The organism is Sphingobium sp. MK2, assembly GCF_040170545.1.
Taxonomy (GTDB): domain Bacteria; phylum Pseudomonadota; class Alphaproteobacteria; order Sphingomonadales; family Sphingomonadaceae; genus Sphingobium.
The window spans coordinates 63,081-83,244 of sequence record NZ_JAZDXA010000016.1 but is presented as its reverse complement, the minus strand read 5'-3'; the positions used below and the strand labels follow the sequence as shown (position 1 = coordinate 83,244).

Genomic DNA, 20,164 nt, shown 5'->3' with positions numbered 1-20,164 from the left:
CTGAGCCTCACGGTTCGATCAGAATAGCGGCATAGGGCGGTAGACTCTCCCGCGTCGCGCCATTGATAGTGATCACGACGCGGCCTGATCCGCTGACGGTATCTGGCCAGGCGATCGGCGCGTTCGACAGGTTGAAGACGCACAGCAGCGACTGGTCACCGCTGGTCCGTCTAAACACCAGGCAGGCGGCGTCGGCCACCAGAATGGCTAGCGCTCCATAACGCAGCGCAGGATAGATCTTGCGCTGCGCCAGCATGATGCGGGTGAAATTGAGCAACGAGTCCGTATCTGCTTCTTGTGCATCTACGGCGAGCGCAAGATGATCGTCGCCATGGGGCAACCAGGGCTCGATACTGGAAAACCCTGCTTGCGCAGCCGTGGTCGACCAGGGCAACGGCGTGCGCGCACCATCGCGCGAGAGGGTGAGCGGCCAATTGGCGATGGCTTCGGGATCCTGCAATCGCTCGAACGGGATGTCGACCTGGGTGATGCCCAGTTCTTCGCCCTGATAGAGGATGGCGTTGCCACGCAGCGCGACGAGCAGCGCCATCTTCATGCGCGCAAAGGCAGGCCGATCTTCGGCCGCGCACCAGCGCGACAGCGCGCGCGGCGCGTCGTGATTCTCGAAAGCCCAACTGGGCCAGCCCATGCCAGGCTCGTCTGGCCAGCGATCAACTGTATCCGCCACCAGCGCTGGGGTTAGGGCCGGGGCGTAGAGGAAGGTGAAGCCATAAGCGCTGTTGAGCCGATGATCGCCTGCCGTAAATTCCTTCATCTCCTGTTCGGCCAAAGCGCCACCCACTTCGGCAACGGTGAAAATTGCGCCATAGTCGTCACATAAAACCCGGATGCGTTCAGCGAAGCGGACAATGTTCGGATGTGACTGGCTGTAGCGCTTGATCTGGAAATCAAAGGGGCGGGTGCGGGGGCTGCCATCGTCGGGGGCGGGAGGATTGTCGCGGAAATCGGGATCGTGCATCGCGTGGTTGAGCGCATCGAGGCGGAAGCCGTCCACCCCGCGATCCAGCCAGAAACGCATGACGTCCAGCAGCGCATCCTGCACCACCGGGCTATGGACGTTGAGCTGGGGCTGGCTGGCCAGGAATTGGTGCATATAATATTGGCCGCGCCGCGCGTCCCAGGTCCAGGCCGGGCCGCCGAATACCGACTGCCAATTATTGGGTGGGGTGCCGTCGGACTTGGGATCGGCCCAGACATACCAATCGGCCTTGCTATTGCTGCGGTCGGCGCGGCTCTGCGCGAACCAGTCATGTAGGTCGGAGCTATGCGCATAGACCTGATCGATCGTGACTTTGAGGCCCAGCGCATGGGCGCGGGCGATAAGCGCGTCGAAATCGGCGAGCGTGCCGAAGATCGGATCAACGTCGCAATAATCAGCGATATCATAGCCGAAATCGCGCATCGGCGAGGTGAAGAAAGGCGATATCCAGATTGCATCCACGCCCAATTTGGCAACATGCTCCAGCCGCTGGGTGATGCCGTTCAGGTCACCCACGCCGTCATGATTGCTGTCCTGAAAGCTGCGCGGATAAATCTGGTAGATCACCGCCCCTTTCCACCAGGGCTGATCGGTCTGCGGGGACGCTGCTGTCATGGCTGGCCTTTTCGGGTCAGGGTTTGGCGGTGGACGAAAATGTCGAGACACTCTTGCATGTCCGATGCGACAGGTGAAGTCTACGTCCATTGCCGTGTGCCAGACCATGGCAGATAGCGGGAGCTTCACCATGCCCATCACCATTACCGCTTTTGCCCGATCGCCTGATCGCGGACGAGGTCTGGCGCGGGACATGGGCGTCCGCTGGGCGCTGGAGGAAGTAGGTCAGCCCTATGGCGTTCGCCTTCTCTCATTTGGTCAGTTGAAGGAAGCTCAGCATCGGGCGCTGCACCCGTTCGGACAAATTCCGACCTATGAGGAAGGCGATCTGGCGCTGTTTGAATCCGGCGCAATCATTTTCCATATCGCGCAGCGGCATGTCGGACTTTTACCGGAGGACGAAGGCGCGCGGGCGCGGGCGATCAACTGGATGTTCGCGGCGTTGAGCACGGTCGAACCCCCGATCATCCATCGCGAAATGGCCATGCTTACGGAACGCGACAAGCCTTGGCATAGCGAACGCTTGGAGATGCTGGACGATCAGGTTCATGGTCGCCTGGACGCCCTGTCACAGCGTTTGGCGGATGTTGCGTGGCTGGATGGCTCGTTCAGCGCGGGCGACTTGCTCATGATCAATGTGCTTCGTCGATTGACGACATCCGGTCTGCTGACTGACTATCCCACATTGTCCGCTTATATCGCCCGTGGCGAGGAACGGCCCGCTTTCCAACGTGCCTTCGCCGATCAGTTGGCTATTTTCAATCAGGCATCGTAAAATCTGGAGGACCCTGTGAGGTCGTGGGAATAATGCTGGCGTCGTTATGCGGCTCGGCCTCATCGACGTCGGCGTGAACGAGTCCGCTGAATTTCTGTCACTCGAAAGCGCATCCTGATTGCAAAACCTCTTTTCACAGCAGACCGATGCTAAGAATAGTTTGAAAGTTTTTCTCGCATATTGTGCGGTATGGGGCGGTTGAATCTTGCCAGCCAGCGCCCAGGCATGTTCAATAATATGAGTGCGATCGGCATCAGGATTACTGCAGGCATAGCATAGGCGAGGCGCACAGCCTGGGCAGGTGGCATAGCTGATGCGCTGGTCATCATTTTCATCATCCACAACGCACCGCCGCCGCCCAGGCCCATGGCGATCTTTAGCGTTACACTGCTTATGCCATAATATATGCCGCCGAGCCGCCCGATATCGCGCAAACGTCCGTCAGCAAGGTCGGCCACCATCGCGCGCAGCAGCATATAATCGACCCCCCATCCCAACGCGCGGGTGGCTATAAAAAGCGCGAATATAACAGGCTGACCTTCCGGGATGAGAAAGAGGAGGGGTGCAGTTAGTCCCTGCCAGCCATAAGCGATCATCAACGTTTTTCGTCGACCGAGCCGAGCGCTTACCCAACTCCAGACCGGCAACGTGCCCAACGCAATGACCGGCTGGACCAGCAGCAATGCAGCACCCCAACGGTTCAATCGCAACGCATCCTCGGCCAGGAACAGGAAGCTGCTCGCCGCCGCCGCATCGATGATGCCGGTCAGCATATATAGCGCCAGGATCGTACGCATTTCCCGCGCGCGCAGGATCGAGATGAGCAAGACTAGCGGGCTTTCTGCCTTCGATGACCCGCCCAACTCGTCTGGCTCCCTAAACTGCAGGATCACCGCTGCAACGGTAATTGGTGCCAATAGCGCAATGGCCCAACCCAGCATCGCCATCTGGCTGACACGGGGAACGGCAAAGCCGCGTTCCATCAGTGCCATCACAGCCAGCAATCCAAGCGAACCCAGCAATCCAAACCACACTTTGGCGCCCATGATGCGGGTGCGCTGATGCTTGTCGCCCGACAGTTCCAGCCCCCAACCGCCATGGGGCGTGATGATGAAGGAATAGCCCAGATGCAGCAGCAGGCTGGCCGCTATAATTTGCGTCAGTCCAGCGCCGGGTGGTGCAAGAAACAAAAGCAGCGCCCCTGCCGGGACGAGAGCGGCCCCCAATGCCATCCACGGTTTGCGTCTGCCCATGGGCGTGTGCAGCGTATCGCTCATCCAGCCTATCAAAGGGTCCGCAACTGCGTCCAGAAGCCTGGCACCCAGCAGGATTGCGCCGACGGTGCCCAACGCGATCCCGATATCCAGGGTCAGGAAGCGGGGCAGATAGGCGCGCCACGCCATTTCGATCGCTTGAAAAAGCAGCACGGGCAAGGAAAAGGCAGCGAGCCGAACGCGGCTGATGTGCGCGTCGGCTGGACGGTTCTGCGGGTCTATGCCGGAAGGAAGACCGTCTTGCATGCCCGGCCGCTACAGCGCGTCCGTGACAGCTTCGTGAAGCTGCCGTGATGCGCGCCAGGATCAGAGCATTGTGAGCAGTTCTTCCAACTCCGCCTGGATCGGCGCACGCGCCTCCTCCGCCATCCAGCCTGCGTAACGCCGTGTTAGCGAAGACAGGAAGCTCGATAACAGGGCTGGTTCCAGATGGCCCGGCGCAGGCCGATTCGGCAGTAGCCTCTGAAGCAGCGATCGGGACGTGCTGCCGCGCAGATAGCGAAGTTGAAGCCCGAACTGGCGCAGCGCCGGATCCCGCGCAACCGCGAGATGCAGGGCGTCGATGCCACGGCTACCTGTATTCTCCGCCAGAAAGCTTGCAATGCCGCCCACTGTCGCATCGCCGGACGGCAGGATGGATGTCTGCGCGCGCAACCGGGACACGGACTTGATGTAGAGGCCGCCATAGCCGATCTGAACGAGTTCGGCCTTGGTACGAACCTTGTGCGATACAGTGCCGAGTGTGAGGCCCGCACGGTCCGCCACCGCACGATGGGTCAGTCCCACCGCGCCTGCCTCTTCGATCAGGGCGGAGGCCGCCGTCACGATGCTGGCGGTGGTGCTGTCATGATCCGGCTCGGTCGGCAGCGCTTCGAGCGCTGCGGCACGCGCGAAATCGCGCCAGGGAGACGGTGGCACAGGCTTGCCTATCAACCATGCGCCAACGCCTTGTGCGAACTCATCCAGCCCGGCGCGGTCCACCGATCGACGCCAGTCGATCATATGGAGGGAGGATTCATTTTCGAACAGACGATATGCGACACCCGCGCCTCTTTCCAAGCCAAAGCGCGCCGTTGCGGCATGCCAGAAGTCGGACCAGAGTTTTTCCCACTGCTGCTGGAGCGCGCGTCCCGATGGGCTGCTGGCGCGCAGCAATTGCCCTTCCCGCCAGGCAAATGCCAGACGGCGCTCACGATATACCCAATCGTCCACGCAAGCCGCAAAGAAGGCGGGAAAAGCGCGAGGGTCGCATGGCATGCCCGCCAACTGTTCGATTCGATCGTTGCACCAATGGCGTGTCAGCGCCTGAGCATGCTCCTGCGCCAATACCAACAACTGTTCCAGAGAGCCAAAGTGATGATAGATTGAAGAGGGCGGAACAGACGCGATGGTGGACAACTGACGTGCAGACACGCCTTCATATCCATATACTTCCCACTGCTCCAACACGGCATCTATCAGCCTGTTATCTGACGTTATTTTCTGAGTTTTAAGCATGATGGTCCGGTTATTCGCGTGGCAATAAAAAGAGGATCATAGCAAGAGCCGGCTCCCGGAGCGAGGCCTGCGGCGCCCCGTACAGGCGTTTTTGTGCTGCAAACACACGTCACAATAGTTACATACAATCGTTCTAGCGGGGCGGCACGCCATCTGGGGGACCCGATCATGAAACTGCCTTGCAGCCTGCTTCTACGCACCACCGCTCTTTGCGGCATACTCGCCTTCGTCCCGTCCGCTCTCGCCGCACAGGACGCACCGCCGATGGCCGAAGCGCCAGACGGGGAAGGCACGATCATCGTCACAGGGTCTATCCTGTCGGCCCAGCAAGATTCGATCGCGCTCAAGCGGGCCGCCGTGAACCTGTCCGACGTCGCCGCGTCGGACGCCGTGGGACGCTTCCCCGATCAGAATGCGGCGGCCGCCCTGTCGCGCCTGCCCGCCGTCGCAGTACAACGCGACCAGGGCCAGGAACGCTATATCCAGGTGCGCGGTGCGCCCAATCGCTGGACCTCGGTGAGCATCGACGGCATCCCGATGGTGGGCGTGGACGAAGGCGGCGACACCCGCGCTTTCCGCTTCGACGCCATCCCCGCCGTGCTGCTGTCGCAAATGGTCATCAACAAATCACTGACCAGCGATCTTCAGGCCGACGCGATCGTCGCCACCATCGACCTGCGCACCTATTCGCCGATGGATCGCAAGGGGCTGCATGTGACTGGCGACGCGGGCTATGGCTTTATGGACCTGGGCAAGGGCGAACAGCGGCAGGCGTCAATGCGTCTATCCTGGTCAAACGACGTGTTCGGGGTCGTGGTCGGCGGGTCGCATTATCGCCGCAAGCAGTTGACCGACAATCGCGAAGTCGGTGCTTATGACGACAAGGGGCCGACCGAGTTCGACATTCGGCAATATGAGATAGAACGCTGGAATAACGGCTTATTCGGCGGGGTCGAATATAGTCCCGAAGAAGGCCAGCGCCTTTATGCCAAGGCGATCTTTTCCGAATTCAACGATAATGAGCAGCGCAATCAATATGAGTTTCGCCTGGATCGCGCCACCGGCGGCACTCGGACGCAGGATAGCGGCACGTTGACCGGCGTACCGCTGCGCGGCAGCTTCAACTTCGGTGAATATCGCAATCGCAACTATATCGCGACGGTCGGCGGTGATTATGCCACCGACGACGGTCTGAATGCATCGTTCAAGTTCAACTATACCCGCACGGACAACAACACATTCCTGCCATTGATCCAGGCGTCGACCAGTGGAGCGAACAATTTGTCGCTCAGCTACGACAATAGCGATCCCAACTTCCCGATCGTCACCGTCAACGGCCCGTTCAATCAGGCGAGCCTGTCGGCGAGTGGTGCCTATATGATAGCGGCACGACAGAAGACGGTGTCCAACAGCTATACCGCCAAGTTCGACCTATCCAAGGAAATGGGCGACCTGTTCTTGTCTGCAGGCGGCCTCTATGCCGATCGTGATATTGCGGGCAATAATTTCTCCTTCTCGAACCTGGCCTATCTCGGCGCGATGGGTTCCGCAGTGGGGCAGCCTTTCAACGTCAACAACTATGTGACGAACAAGCCATGGGATACGCGCTTCCCACTGGGCGTCACGCTCAACTATGTCGACAATGTCGCCATGCGCGACGATGCGCTGAGCCTGCTCGACAAGTTGACGGCTGCAGGTCTTTACAACCCTGCACTCGATATTCCTGACAGCGACCGCTACTCGCAGCGCGAGCGCACCTTGGCCGCCTATGTCATGGGCAAGGTTGAAAGCGGCGCACTGACTGCGGTAGGCGGCGTGCGGATGGAACGCTATCTGATGGACAATCGCGGCACCGTGATCGCCGGCGGCGTCGGTACACCATTGGCTTACACGTTCAGCAAGACCGACTTTTTCCCCAGCCTCAACATCAAATATGCCGCGACCGACAATCTGGTCCTGCGCTTGGCAGGCCAACGTGGCATATCGCGCCCGGCTTATGGCGCGATCCGGGTGGGGGCTTCCATCAACGATACCAATAGCCCCGGCACGATCAGCGGTGGCAATCCGGCGCTGCGGCCCGAATATACCTGGGGCGCGGACGCCAGCATCGAATATTATCTGCCCGGCAACGGCATGGTGTCGATCGCGGCCTTCCATCGCTGGGTAGACGATGTGCTGTACCAGAGCCAGGCACCAGTCGGTAGCGACTTCTATGACTTTGGTGGCGTGGACCGATCAGCCTATCTGCTGAGCGGCACCTATAATGGCGAAAAAGGCAAGCTCTACGGCGTCGAGTTCAACCTGCTCAAGCAGTTCGACTTCCTGCCCGGCGCGCTCGACGGCTTCGGCTTCCAGGGCAATGTTACGCTGCTGGATGGTAGCTTCGACACGCCAACCGAGCAGAATATCGCCTTCCAGGGCATGTCCAAGCGCATCGCCAATGCGTCGCTCTTCTACGAGAAATACGGCGTCTCGGCGCGGGTCAGCTATCAGTGGCGGTCCAACTGGCTCGATACATTGGGCGGCTTTGGCAGCGGCGAGTATCGCAAGGGCTATGAAAATCTCGACGTTTCGCTGCGCTATGCCCTCAATGAAAATCTGACACTGTTCGCGGACCTCGCGAACCTGACCGATGAGAAATATATCGCTTATCAGGGCACGACCGCGACGCCGACCGAAGTCGAGCAGATCGGTTCGCGCTACCTGTTCGGCGTTCGCTTCAGCTTTTGACGGAGACCGGACCGATGCGCACCACCCTTGTCACCGCGCTGCTTCTTGCAGCATCGGCCGCCAGCCCTGCACTGGGACGGGAAGCGGCGACGCTTAGCCGTTCAGATGCGGCCACCGTCATACTGGATCGGGGCGATACCAAGCCGGTGGCGATCTGGATCAGCCAGGACAGCGTCCTTGATGCCGACGACCAGCGCGTCGGCGCGGACAGGATCAAAGCCTCAGGCAAGGACGGCAAGATCACGCTTGCGATGCCTGCCGACCAACGCCGCTATGTCCTGCTTCAGGACGGCAAGGGTGACGTCACCGTGGTCGCCGAGCGGGTCCTGCCGTTGGAACAGGGTAGCAATTTTCGCGACATCGGCGGCTATGTCACCAAGGACGGGCGCACCGTGCGCTGGGGCAAGGCCTTCCGTTCCGGTGCGATGCCGTTGCTGAGCGAGGCAGATTATAGCCTGATCAATCAACTGGGCGTCGGGTCTGTGGTAGATCTGCGGTCGCTGGAGGAACGGGAGGTTGCGCCCGATCTGGTAGACGACCGCACGGGCGCACTGTTCATTTCGAATGATTATTCCCTCAAGCCGCTGATGGCCAATTTCGGCAAGGGCAATGGCGAAAATGTCTATCACGGCATGGAAAAACTGCTGATCCCGCAATTGCGCGCCTTGTATCAACGGATCAATGCCAATGAAGGCGCGGTCCTCTATCATTGTTCGGCCGGGCAGGATCGTACCGGCATGGCGACCGCCTTGCTCTATGATATGTTGGGTGTTGATCGTGAAACGATCCTGATGGATTATCATATGTCCACAGCGCTGCGTCGTCCGCAGTGGGAAATGCCCAAGGTCGATCCAGCCGATCATCCCAACAATCCAATCCTGAAATATTATTTTTCGAAGGATGAGAAGCAAAGGACGATCGCCGAACCGCTTTACACACCCAGCGGCGCGTCACATTTGGGCCAGTTTTTCACTTATATTGATGCCCAATATGGTAGCTCGGAAAGCTTTATGAAGCAGATGCTTGGATTGACCGACGCCGATATCGGCAAACTGCGTACAACTATGCTGGAATAGCTGGTCTAGCGATTCTTGTGGGATATGTCACACCATGTATCGCAACCAGACGGACCGGCTGAATTCGTTCAGCGTACTGCAAAATACATATTGGGTCGCCGTACGAATATGTGCTGTGGCTGATGTGGCTGCATGGCATTGCCATCGGCGTCCGGAACTTTGGAACGGCTCCGCCCTGGGCTGATGTCCCAACCCAGCAGCGGTTGGCCCTGCTTTCTAGCTCAAGCCCTTCGATACCGTACCCATCGCGGGCTTTTGCGCGCCATTGAGGGTACCGAAGACGAATAGTCGATATCGGGTATTGCGGTTATCCAACTCGCTACGGGAAACCCGTTTGACACACGGAACCTGCTGCCTATCAAGCCTGCTTCGTGGTTATCCCTGGCAGGATCAAGATAGCACTTTGTGGCGGTCGCGGGCCGTTTGCGGATTAAAGATGCGGCCATAACAGGCGCCGGCAGATTGAAGATCGGTCAGGGCCAGGACCGCCCCGACCTCTGCACCAATCATCATAATAAAATCCCACTAATCCGCTGGCCGGCTGGCTCGTCCACATGGGTCGGCCGGAATGGCCTGATCGCGCCGTTAAACGCTTTGCCTTGCCTATGGCTCGCTTTGCCGCAAATTTTACCCTCTCAAAAATATCCATATATAGATACTGACGTCCAATATATGGAACAATGTGAGTTTGTGGTGAACGAGGCGGCGGGTCAAGCCGCCCATTGGCTCAATATACAAGCATTTGCGTGCATTGATTTTTGGGGAGGATGGTTAATGAGGTTTTCCAGAAGCGGCGCCTTGGTGTCGAGCGCTGCCGTGGCAGTTTTTCTGCTTTCTGCCGGGACAGCGAGCGCACAGCAGCAGGATGGGGGAGTGTCTACTACCCAAGCCGGGGCGAGCGATAGCGACATCATCGTCACGGGCATTCGTAGCAGTCTACAGGGTGCGCTAAATGCCAAGCGCAATGCGCCGCAGGTGCTGGACGCGATTTCGGCCGAAGATATCGGCAAATTCCCCGACAAGAATATCGGCGAGGCGCTTCAGCGTGTGACCGGCGTGCAGATTTCGCGCGCCGATGGCGAAGGCGCTGGCGTGACCATCCGCGGTGCGGACCCGTCGCTCAATCGCGTCGAAATCAATGGCACGACCGCTCTGTCCACCACGGTAGGCGGCGGCCGCGATGTCGATTTCCGCGACCTGCCCTCCGAATTCGTCAACCGGCTGGAAGTCGTCAAGTCCGCCACGGCGGACATGACGGAAGGCGGCGTCGGTGGCACCGTGCGCGTCATTACCCGGCGCCCGTTCGACAATGGCGGCAAAACCTATGTCGCGGGATCGGCCCAGGCCATTTATTCCGACATTGCCGATTATATGGACCCGCGCATCGCCCTGATTGCCAGCGACACATTTGCCGACGGCAAACTTGGCGTGTTGGTGTCGGGCACATTCGAAAACCGCAATGTGGAAAGCCATCAGGCGCGCACCACCGGCTGGGTTCGGTTGGACAGCGACCCGACGACGCCGGGCTTGCAGGCTTATGATTTGAACAATGACGGCGCGGCCGATTTCTTCCCCGACATTCCCCGTTACGTCATCAACCGCCTCGAAACACGGCGCAATGCGCTGAACGGCATATTGGAATGGCGGCCGAGCGACGATCTGACCGCCTATGTGGAGGGCAACTGGACCCGGTCCAACCAGTCGGTCACATCGCAATTCCTGCAGACAGGGACCAGTGGTGGATTGGTTGATGTCGCCAATACCGTCATCGGGCCGGACAATACCGTCACCCATCTTGAGATGATCAACAATCCCGCCTTGGCGCAGACCAGCCAATTGGGCGTATCCTATCGCAACATATTGGGCGACATCCGGCGCACCACCTATAATCTCGCGGTGGGTGCGGACTGGACCAGCGGCAACCTGAAGCTCAGCCCCAAAATTTCTTATTCCAAGGCGCAGGCCTATAATAATGAGATTAATGCGACCGCGGCCGTGACTGGTATGTCCCGCCTGATCGTCGATTATGACAATCCCCAGCAAGCGCCCCAGATCATTTTGCCCAATGATCCGACCACGATCGCCGGGATCAACCAATTGACCGTGCTGCGTCGCCCGCGTTATGACGATCAGGCGGAAAAAATGGCGAAGCTCGACGCCGAATATATGTTCGACACCGGCTTCCTCACGTCGATCAAGGTGGGTGGCCAATATCGCGACCTGACCGTCAAGAGCCGCTTCTACAGCCGGACGACGACGCTGAACGGCTTTAGCAATCCTGCGGTGCAGAACCAGATCAGCGCGATCGTGGCGGGCAATGCGGGCCTTGGCACGTCACCCTTCTTCAACACTGGCAATCTGGGCTTCGATGGCGGATATACCGGCTGGCTGAACATGACCCAGGCGGTGGCGGATGCGGTCGGAGTGCCCGACCCGTTCGCGCCCGGCGGCTGCCCCGCCAATGCGGACGGCACTTGCCAGGTCTTCACCGACACATGGGAAGTCGGCGAGCGCAACATCGCTGGCTATGCCCAGGCTTCATTCGCCTTTGATGTCGGATCGGTAGCGGTCAGCGGCGTAGCCGGTGCGCGTGTCGTCAATACGCAGGTCGATACGTCCGGTTTCCTGCGGACCGCGCAGCCAGGCGGTCAGCCCGCGCTGATCAGCCCCGTCGCCTATGACAGCAAGAACACCGAGTTCCTGCCATCCATAAACCTGAAAGCCGAACTGATCCCGAACACGCTGATGGCGCGTTTGACCGCCAGCGAAGTGATGGCGCGCCCCCTGCCACAGCAGCTTGCTCCGCGGTTCACACTGGATGTCGTGGGCCTGTCGGGCTCACGCGGCAATCCCGCGCTCCAGCCGTTCCGGGCACGCCAATATGATGCGGGTCTGGAATATTATATCAACAAGACCAGCTTTGCGTCGGTCACCTATTTCCGCAAGGAAATCAGCTCCTTCATCCAGAATACGACGGAGCCGTTCACGGACGCCAATGGTGTCACATACGCGATCACGGTGCCCAGCAACGGGACGCAGAAGGTGACGATCAACGGCATCGAAGCGGGCGCACAGGTCGCGTTCGATTTCATCAATGTGCCCGTGGTCAAACATATGGGCGTCATCGCGAACTTCACTTACTCGAAGGATAGCGGCTATGAAGGCACGGACTTTTTCACCGGCGATTCCCTGCCGTTCCAGGGCCTGTCCCGCAAAAGCTACAATATTTCGGCCTATTATGAGGATGATGTCTTCAGCATCCGTGGTGCCTATAATTGGCGGTCGAAATATCTGATCACGGCGGTCGGGCGTGGCAACAACCCGGAATTTGGTGAAGCCTATGGCCAGCTCGATGCGTCGCTCAACCTCAATCTGATGAAGGATGTCTCGCTGTTCCTGGAAGGCGTCAATCTGCTCGATGCCACGCGCAAGGAGAATGCCAATAGCATCTATCGCCGTACGATCATCGAAACCTTCGGGCGTCGTGTCTATGGCGGCATTCGGTTCAAGCTCTGATCCGCTCCCCCGTGGTTCCCCTTCTGGACCACGGCTCTTGCTGCGGGATATCCCCCTTCTCCCGATCCCGCAGCATTTCTTCGTTCAGCCTGAACCGGGAATAGCGCCATGTTCAACCGCCGCACGATGCTGATGTCGCTGATGCTGGCACCAGTCGCCGCACGCGCGGATGGCGGACGCACCGTTTCGGGCGATGATTTTCGAAGCGGTCTCAAGCAATGGCGGATGGAAGCGATCGGTGATGCCCGCGTCTCGGCACGGGATGGCATTTTGGACATCGACGCCCCCGCCGGGATCACGCTCTGGTTTCTGCCCGCCCTCATGGCCCCTGTCGCGATCCGCTATGAGGTCCGCGCCGTGGCGCACGGCGGACCCCATGACGCGGTCAGCGATGTCAACGCTTTCTGGATGGCGACCGACCCTGCCGTGCCCGATGGGTCGGTGCTGGGGCGGCGGCGCAGTGGCGCGTTCGAGGATTATGATAGGCTGAAAACCTATTATGTCGGCATCGGCGGCAACCGCAACAGCACGACGCGGATGCGCCGCTATGTCGGCCGGGTGGGGGAACGACCATTGCTGCCCCACCATGACCGACTGGCAAAGGCGGACATGCTGACACCGAACGCCTGGTTCGCCATTGGTCTGATCGCCGACGGCCATCATATCGCGGTCGAGCGTGATCGCGCGCCCTTGTTCGAGATGGACGACCCCGCCCCCTATCGCCGTGGTCATTTTGGGCTGCGGACCACGCAGAGCCACATTCAGGTCCGCAACCTGACCATCACCCATGGCTGACAAAAGGAGCGACGCCGATGAAGACCGGGATCATAGTCAGCCGCCGCGACAGCCTGAGGCTTGGCTTGCTGACCGGCGCTTCGGCGCTCCTGCCTGCCGCTGCACGGGCCGCGAGCGGGCGCGGCGGCAGCTTGCCGTCGACACCCGTGCGCTGGATCGACGATGCCGCGCCCCCGCTTTCGCTTGGCCAGACCTTTGGCGTGCCATGGCCGCAAGGGGCATTGCGCGCCGGAACCGCTCTGTCGGTCAAGGACGCCGAGGGCAAGGCTCTGCCGTCGCAGCATTGGCCCTTGGCCACCTGGCCGGATGGATCGCTCAAATGGACCGCCCATGCGCTGCCAGCCGGAAATACCCCGTCTGCAAGCATGACGGTGGTCCAGGGCAAGCCCGTCGCTCCTCCAGCGCCGGTCTTGTTGCGCGAAACCGCCGACCGGATCGTGATCACGGTCGGCTCGGTCCAGTGGACGATCGGTACGTCGGGCAAGGCGATCATCCAGTCGGCAAAATCAGGCCAGCGGACCGTCATGGAATCGCTGGCGCTGATCGCCAGCGTGGACAGCGCACCGCAAGGCGGTGGGCGCAGCCATTTCACCGGCAGGATCGACAAGGCGACGGTCGAACAGAAAGGGCCGGTGCGCGCCGTCGTGAAACTGGAAGGGATGCATGAGGGGCAGGGTCGCGCCTGGTTGTCGTTCGTCCTGCGCCTTTATGCCTACGCGGGCGCCGATCATCTGCGCGTCGTGCATAGCTTCATCTTCGACGGCGATCCGGCCAGGGACTTCATCAGCGGCCTCGGCCTGCGGGCGCAGGTGCCGATGAATGCTGCCCCGCACGACCGTCATGTGCGGATCAGCACGGGCGCGGACGGATTGTTCAGCGAGGCGGTCCGGCCGCTGACGGGCCTTCGCCGCGATCCAGGTACGGCCGCGCGCAAGGCGCAGATTGCGGGGCAAGCCGTGGCCATGGACGACATGGCGCCTGCGGTCCGAACCCTGCTCGATCGTATCCCGACCTGGGGCGATTTCACGCTGAGCCAGCTATCCGCTGACGGCTTTGCCATCGCCAAGCGGACCAAGGCCGGGCAGGCGTGGATTGATGCGACATCGGGAACGCGCTCGCAGGGCCTGGGCTATGTCGGATCGCCCACCGGCGGCGTCGCGATCGCGGCGCGCTATTTCTGGCAGCGGCATCCCGCACAGATCGACATTCGCGGAGCCGACACGGACCAGGCGTCGCTCACCGCCTGGCTCTGGTCCCCCAACGCACAGCCGATGGATATGCGCCCCTATAGGGACGTCATGGGCATGGAAGCCTATGCCGCCCAGAATGAAGGGCTGGACATCACCTATGAGGATTATGAACCTGGCTGGGATAGCGCGACCGGCGCGGCCCGCACGAGTGAACTGACCCTCTGGGCCTGCGCGGCAACGCCCGACGCGGCACATCTCGCGACGATGGCGCAGGCCAATGCGACGCCGCCGCAACTGATGGTGACGCCCGAACGCATCCATGCCGCCGACGTGCTGGGCATTTGGAGCCTGCCCGACCGCTTCAGCCCAATAAAGGCGCGGATTGAGGACCAACTGGTCAATCTGGTCGATTTCTATGCCGATGAAGTCGACCGGCGCGGCTGGTATGGTTTCTGGAACCATGGTGACGTCATGCACACCTATGACGAGGACCGGCACGTCTGGCGCTATGATATCGGCGGCTATGCCTGGGCCAATAGCGAATTGTCGCCCGACCTGTGGCTTTGGTATGATGTGCTGCGCAGCGGCCGGGCGCGCGCATTCCGCCTCGCCGAAGCGATGACCCGCCATACCGGCGAGGTCGATGTCTATCATCTTGGCCGCTTTGCGGGCCTGGGTACGCGGCACGGCGTCCAGCATTGGAGCGACAGCTCCAAACAGCCGCGTGTCAGCAATGCGGCCTATCGTCGCATCTTCTATTATCTGACCGGCGATGAACGGGTGGGCGACCTGATGCGCGCTTTGGTTCCCTCGGACCAGGCGCTGACCCATGTCGAGATCGGCCGCAAGGTGCCCGGTGCCGAGCGCAAGACCCTCCCCGAAGGCGTCGTGGATTTCAGCTTCGGCACCGTCTGGGGATCGCTCGCGGCGGCCTGGCTGACGGAATGGGAACGGACGGGCGACGTGCGGTGGCGGGAGCGGCTGATCGCTGGCATGGATAGTATCGGGCGATTGAAATATGGCTGGCTGGCGGGCAGCGCCCCCTATGATCTCAAATCCGGGCGCTTCATCGGGCCGGGAGACGCCATATCCATCTCGCATCTCAACGCCGTATTCGGGGCGTTTGAAGTGAATGCTGAATTGCTCCAACTGATCGATGTGCCGCGCTATCGGGCGGCATGGCTGGACTATTGCCGCTGGTTCAATGCCTCGCCGCAGGAATGGGAAGCCCATTTTTCTCTGCCCTTCGGCAAGCGGAACCTGAAGGAAGGACATTCCCGCCTGACGGCCTATGTCGCGCGGGAAGCCGGCGATGCCGCACTATCGACACGCGCCGCGCGGGAGTTTTTGGGGGGCGAGGCCGGGTTGGGGCTGTCGGATGGCGATCCGCGGGTCGCGCATAGCGGCCCCGATTTCGTCGGCCCGACCGTCGAGTGGCCGGGGGTCTCCACTAACGCCGCATCGCAATGGGGATTGGCGGCGATCCAGAATCTGGCACTCATTCCCGATGCACTGGAATGGGCTGCCGCAGAAAAGAGGAATTGAGGATGCGCAAAGCGATGATCGGATGGGCCGCGATGGCGGCGGTTGGCCTCGCCGGGGCCGTGCAGGCAAAGCCCGCCGCCGAATGGATCGACCAGACGACCGGCCACCGTGTCCTCCGCCTGACCGACCAGCCGGGCAGCGCCAGCCTCTATTTCCATCAGAACAGCTACACGCCCCAGGGCGACAAGATGGTGATATCGACGCCCGACGGCATAGCCGTGATGACGCTGGCCGACTGGACCATCAAGCCGCTGGTCAAGGGCAAGGATCTGCAACTGCTGTTCACCGGGCGCAAGACCCGCACGGCCTATTATGCCAGCCGTAAACGCGATGACGGGGCGGGGGGCACCACCATCTTCGTGGCGGATATCGACAGCGGCAAGACCCGCAAAATCGCGACGGTCGATGGCGGTTCGATAGGGTCGATCAATGCCGACGAGACGCTGCTGCTTGGCCAATGGGCCGCCAGCGACAAGCCGCTTCAACCCGACGGCACGCAAAAGGCCGGGACGCCGGAGATCAAGCAGACCTTCGGCCAGGCCCATTATGCCGCCAATGGACCGGACGGACAGCCGCTCAGCTTTGCCGAGGCGAAGGAAGTGCGCCTGAACGAGCGGCTGGAAGCGAAAATCCCGATGGAGATATTCACCATCGATATTCGCACGGGCGAGCGGAAGGTCGTCGTCGCCTCGACGGATTGGCTCAACCATATCCAATTTTCGCCGACCGATCCGGGTCTCATCATGTATTGCCATGAAGGGCCGTGGCACAAGGTCGACAGGATCTGGACGATCCGCACCGATGGCAGTGGCAAACAGTTGATCCACAAGCGGATCATGAACATGGAAATTGCAGGCCATGAGTTCTTCTCACCCGATGGCGCCTGGATCTGGTATGATCTGCAGACGCCGCGCGGCGAAGTCTTCTGGCTGGCGGGCTATGAGATCGCCACCGGACGGCGGCAATGGTATCATGTCGATCGCAACCAGTGGTCGGTCCATTATAATCAGGCGCCCGACATGCGCCATTTTTCAGGCGATGGCGGCGATAGCGAGATGGTCGCCCATGCGCCCGATGGCAAATATCTCTACCTCTTCACCCCACGCGCCATACCCGATGTCGCCGGCATTCACGCGGACAACGCCGCCGACCTGATCGCGCCGGGCACGTTCGGGGTCGAAAAGATCGTGGACATGCGCAAGCATGACTATCGGCTGGAACCCAACATCACCTTCACCCCCGACGGCAAATGGATGATCTTCCGCTCCAACATGGACGGCGCCCCGCACATCTATGCTGCTGAGTTGCGCAAACAGGGCGGATAACAAGGTGGTGCCCGGCCGGTAGTACTCGCCGACCGAAACCTTAGCGGCGGGTTTTCCGCAGAATCGATCACAATTCAGGAGAGCGCGTCACGATGGCACGACTGGAAATCGCTCAAATCGACTGCTAACCTGCCTTACGAGATGGCAGATATGGAAAATGCCGTAGGACGGCGTTGACCATTTCCTTCAACAAGAATTCTGTCTCTTCAGTGTCCAAACCAGCATCGCGGCGCACAATGCGCCAAGCGTACACGTCAATCACGACGTAAAGCGCCAGCAAGGTGCGTTCGCGCACATCAGGATCGCATTGAATATGAGCATCGAGCATCGTTCGCAACGCCGCACGGCGCATTTCCCGCCCTCGCTCCAGGTCGGGCAGGAGTGACGGGTAATTCGATGCTTCATTTTCAAAGCGAACGAGGTAATCGCCGATCTGCTCCATATACTGGACGATCCGCCCAACGAAGCTTTGTGATCCGGGCGTGTCCTCAATCAGCCTTTGATCAATGGATCGCAGAATAGTGTCGTGCGCTTCACGGACAAGATGCTCCTTACCCTCAAAGTGGCGCAATAGCGTGCGCACCGTTACGCCAGTGGCTTGGGCAACCCGATCAAGCGTAATCTCCTCCAAGGTCATTTCCCCGGACAGGGCGATGAACGCCTGTATGGCCCGTTCCCGCGATCGCTGAACAGCTTGCGCGCGAAGTTCGGAATTATAGGTTCTCAAAAAATTTCCTTGATCGCGATCATAGCCGGTATTCGCTAAATCACACTGGCGACGACGGCTTTTAAGCTAATGACGTCGGGTTGAAAACGTCATAGTCGGATTTTTCTCAGTGCATCGGACGGTTGCCGGCCCAATCGTTCCAATCGGCGGCAAACTTCGTCTATCCCGGTCTGCCGGGCATGGAATATCGGGCCGCCGGTCCACACCGGCCAGCCATAGCCGTTGAGCCATACCACATCGATATCCGAAGCTCGCGCCGCGATGCCTTCGGCAAGGATGCGGGCACCCTCGTCAACCATCGGCCAGAGCAGGCGGTCGAGTATCTCGGTGTCGTCGAACGCCCGGCGAACGATGCCCTCATCCTGAGCGAACCGGGCAATAATTGCCTCCGCTTGAGGAGAAGGCACGGGTTGGCGGGCATCGTCATAATCGTAGAAGCCCTTGCCGGTTTTCTGTCCCCGGCGCCCGGCCTCGCACAAACGTTCGCGGATGGTGGATCCCGTCGACATCTCGATCGACCATCCAAGATCAAGGCCCGAAAGGTCGCCAACCTTGAGCGGTCCCATCGGAAAGCCGAACGCTTCGAGGACATGGTCGACCTGCTCAGGTGAAGCACCCTCAACCACCATAGCCTCCGCCTCGCGGCGGCGCACTGCCAGCATCCGGTTGCCGATGAAACCCCAGGCATTGCCCGATACCACCGCGACCTTGCCGATCCGCCTGGCGAGTGCAAGCGCCGTGGCCAGCACGTCCGGCGCGGTTTTCGCGCCGCGCACCACCTCAAGCAGCTTCATGATGTTCGCAGGTGAGAAGAAATGCAGGCCAACCACGTCCTGAGGACGTGTCGTGGCAGCGGCAATGTCATCAATGTCGAGATAGGATGTATTGCTGGCCAGCACCGCGCCGGGGCGCATCACACGATCCAGCTCGATGAAGATCGCCTGCTTGACTTCCATCGTCTCGAAAGCGGCCTCGACGATCACATCCACATTTGCAAGGTCTGCCATCACCAGCGTCTGCCGCAGCGAAGCCAGCGCCGCATCGCCGTTGGCGCGGTCCATCCGCCCGGAACGGACATTGCCTTCTATCACTTCCCGGATGCGAGCTACTCCACGTTCGAGCGCGGCGGCCTCGCGCTCGAACAAGATCACTTCAATCCCTGCCGACAACAGGGTGACGGCGATGCCGGACCCCATCGTGCCTGCGCCGATGACCCCTGCGCTGTCGATCTTGCGCGGTTCGACGCCCTCCAGCCCCGGCACCTTTGCTGCCTCGCGCTCGGCAAAGAAGACGTGGCGCATGGCCGCATGCTGGGGCCCGTCCCGCAATTTGAGGAATGCGTCGCGCTCGCGCCGGGCACCTTCGTCGAACGGCAATTGCGTGGCCGCGCGGACTGAGGCGATGATCACCGGGGGCGCATCCAGCCCGCGAAATTTGCGGGCATATTTCGCCGCAAAGGCCTCATAGATCGCGTCGGGGACGGGCACTGCCACTTGATCGCGCGTGCGACGAGGCGATTTGCCCATCTCTCGATGGGCAAGGGCCACCGCCGCTTCAACCAGATCGCCATCCGTCAGCTCGTCCACAAGGCCAATCGCTTTTGCCACCACGGCGGAAATAGAATCGCCAAGAGCGATGATTTCGAGCGCCTTCTCGACCCCCACCAACCGCGGCAGATGTTGTGTACCGCGCGCGCCGGGCATGAGCGCCAGCTTGACCTCCGGCAGGCCCAGCTTGGCATCGGGTGCTGCGACGCGGTAATGGCATCCCATCGCTATCTCAAGCCCACCGCCCAGCGCTGCCCCATGGATCGCCGCGACGACCGGCTTGGTCGATGCCTCTATGCCGTCCACCACTTCGGTAAGAAATGGCGGCACAGGTGGCTGGCCGAACTCCTTGAGATCAGCCCCTGCGAAAAAGGTGCGCCCGGCACAGGCAATGACCAGCGCGCAAACATTTTCATCGGCATCCGCGCGCGCGATTGCGTCAATGAGCGCGCTGCGGACCGCCGCCGAAACGGCGTTGACCGGCGGATTTTCAATCGTGAGCACGGCCACGCCATCCGTCACATTCCAGCTTGCCACTTCCCCCATCGTCAG

General features: G+C 60.6%; 12 protein-coding genes. 7 read left to right on the top strand and 5 right to left on the bottom strand.

The annotated features are described in order from the left end of the window. Positions 1–7: 7 nt before the first annotated feature. Positions 8–1,615, bottom strand: coding sequence for an alpha-glucosidase (locus tag V2I08_RS09595; RefSeq protein WP_349634884.1), 1,608 nt, complete (start codon positions 1,613–1,615; stop codon positions 8–10). A 106-nt stretch (positions 1,616–1,721) separates the two neighbouring features. Here V2I08_RS09595 and V2I08_RS09590 point away from each other — a divergent pair, with 106 nt between their 5' ends. Next, positions 1,722–2,390, top strand: a complete 669-nt coding sequence (locus V2I08_RS09590; protein ID WP_349634883.1) for a glutathione S-transferase family protein — start codon at positions 1,722–1,724, stop codon at positions 2,388–2,390. Between the two features lie 149 nt (positions 2,391–2,539). On the opposite strand, the gene V2I08_RS09585 is transcribed toward V2I08_RS09590, so the two are convergent. Beyond that, complete coding sequence (locus tag V2I08_RS09585) at positions 2,540–3,910, bottom strand: MFS transporter (RefSeq protein ID WP_349634882.1); 1,371 nt, start codon at positions 3,908–3,910, stop codon at positions 2,540–2,542. 60 nt (positions 3,911–3,970) lie between these two features. Further along, a complete protein-coding gene (locus tag V2I08_RS09580; protein WP_349634881.1) occupies positions 3,971–5,161 on the bottom strand; it encodes a TetR/AcrR family transcriptional regulator in 1,191 nt (396 codons plus the stop codon). A gap of 264 nt (positions 5,162–5,425) precedes the next feature. On the opposite strand from V2I08_RS09580, the gene V2I08_RS09575 reads away from it, so the two are divergent. The 6 genes from V2I08_RS09575 to V2I08_RS09550 all read left to right on the top strand — a co-directional run bounded on the left by V2I08_RS09575 (position 5,426) and on the right by V2I08_RS09550 (position 17,338). Further along, positions 5,426–7,891, top strand: coding sequence for a TonB-dependent receptor (locus V2I08_RS09575; RefSeq protein ID WP_405053636.1), 2,466 nt, complete (start codon positions 5,426–5,428; stop codon positions 7,889–7,891). Between the two features lie 14 nt (positions 7,892–7,905). Further along, complete coding sequence (locus V2I08_RS09570) at positions 7,906–8,967, top strand: tyrosine-protein phosphatase (RefSeq protein ID WP_349634879.1); 1,062 nt, start codon at positions 7,906–7,908, stop codon at positions 8,965–8,967. An 873-nt stretch (positions 8,968–9,840) separates the two neighbouring features. Further along, positions 9,841–12,483: a TonB-dependent receptor gene (locus tag V2I08_RS09565; protein WP_349634878.1), complete on the top strand. Its 2,643-nt coding sequence runs from the start codon at positions 9,841–9,843 to the stop codon at positions 12,481–12,483. A gap of 108 nt (positions 12,484–12,591) precedes the next feature. After that, positions 12,592–13,278: a DUF6250 domain-containing protein gene (locus V2I08_RS09560; protein WP_349634877.1), complete on the top strand. Its 687-nt coding sequence runs from the start codon at positions 12,592–12,594 to the stop codon at positions 13,276–13,278. Between the two features lie 17 nt (positions 13,279–13,295). Then, on the top strand, positions 13,296–16,013 hold the full coding sequence (locus V2I08_RS09555) for a Tat pathway signal sequence domain protein (protein WP_349634876.1): 2,718 nt from the start codon (positions 13,296–13,298) through the stop codon (positions 16,011–16,013). Between the two features lie 2 nt (positions 16,014–16,015). Beyond that, on the top strand, positions 16,016–17,338 hold the full coding sequence (locus V2I08_RS09550) for an oligogalacturonate lyase family protein (RefSeq protein WP_405053635.1): 1,323 nt from the start codon (positions 16,016–16,018) through the stop codon (positions 17,336–17,338). Positions 17,339–17,462: 124 nt separating this feature from the next. On the opposite strand, the gene V2I08_RS09545 is transcribed toward V2I08_RS09550, so the two are convergent. Beyond that, positions 17,463–18,065, bottom strand: a complete 603-nt coding sequence (locus V2I08_RS09545; protein ID WP_349634875.1) for a TetR/AcrR family transcriptional regulator — start codon at positions 18,063–18,065, stop codon at positions 17,463–17,465. 89 nt (positions 18,066–18,154) lie between these two features. Further along, positions 18,155–20,158 carry a 3-hydroxyacyl-CoA dehydrogenase NAD-binding domain-containing protein gene (locus V2I08_RS09540; protein WP_349634874.1) on the bottom strand — a complete coding sequence of 668 codons (2,004 nt, stop codon included), beginning with the start codon at positions 20,156–20,158 and terminating at the stop codon, positions 18,155–18,157. Positions 20,159–20,164: the final 6 nt, after the last annotated feature.

Coding starts and splice junctions, on each gene's coding strand:
- V2I08_RS09570 (WP_349634879.1), top strand. CDS start 7,906: ATGCGCACCACCCTTGTCACCGCGCTGCTTCTTGCAGCATCGGCCGCC.
- V2I08_RS09585 (WP_349634882.1), bottom strand. CDS start 3,910: ATGCAAGACGGTCTTCCTTCCGGCATAGACCCGCAGAACCGTCCAGCC.
- V2I08_RS09595 (WP_349634884.1), bottom strand. CDS start 1,615: ATGACAGCAGCGTCCCCGCAGACCGATCAGCCCTGGTGGAAAGGGGCG.
- V2I08_RS09540 (WP_349634874.1), bottom strand. CDS start 20,158: ATGGGGGAAGTGGCAAGCTGGAATGTGACGGATGGCGTGGCCGTGCTC.
- V2I08_RS09555 (WP_349634876.1), top strand. CDS start 13,296: ATGAAGACCGGGATCATAGTCAGCCGCCGCGACAGCCTGAGGCTTGGC.
- V2I08_RS09590 (WP_349634883.1), top strand. CDS start 1,722: ATGGCAGATAGCGGGAGCTTCACCATGCCCATCACCATTACCGCTTTT.
- V2I08_RS09575 (WP_405053636.1), top strand. CDS start 5,426: ATGGCCGAAGCGCCAGACGGGGAAGGCACGATCATCGTCACAGGGTCT.
- V2I08_RS09560 (WP_349634877.1), top strand. CDS start 12,592: ATGTTCAACCGCCGCACGATGCTGATGTCGCTGATGCTGGCACCAGTC.
- V2I08_RS09550 (WP_405053635.1), top strand. CDS start 16,016: ATGCGCAAAGCGATGATCGGATGGGCCGCGATGGCGGCGGTTGGCCTC.
- V2I08_RS09580 (WP_349634881.1), bottom strand. CDS start 5,161: ATGCTTAAAACTCAGAAAATAACGTCAGATAACAGGCTGATAGATGCC.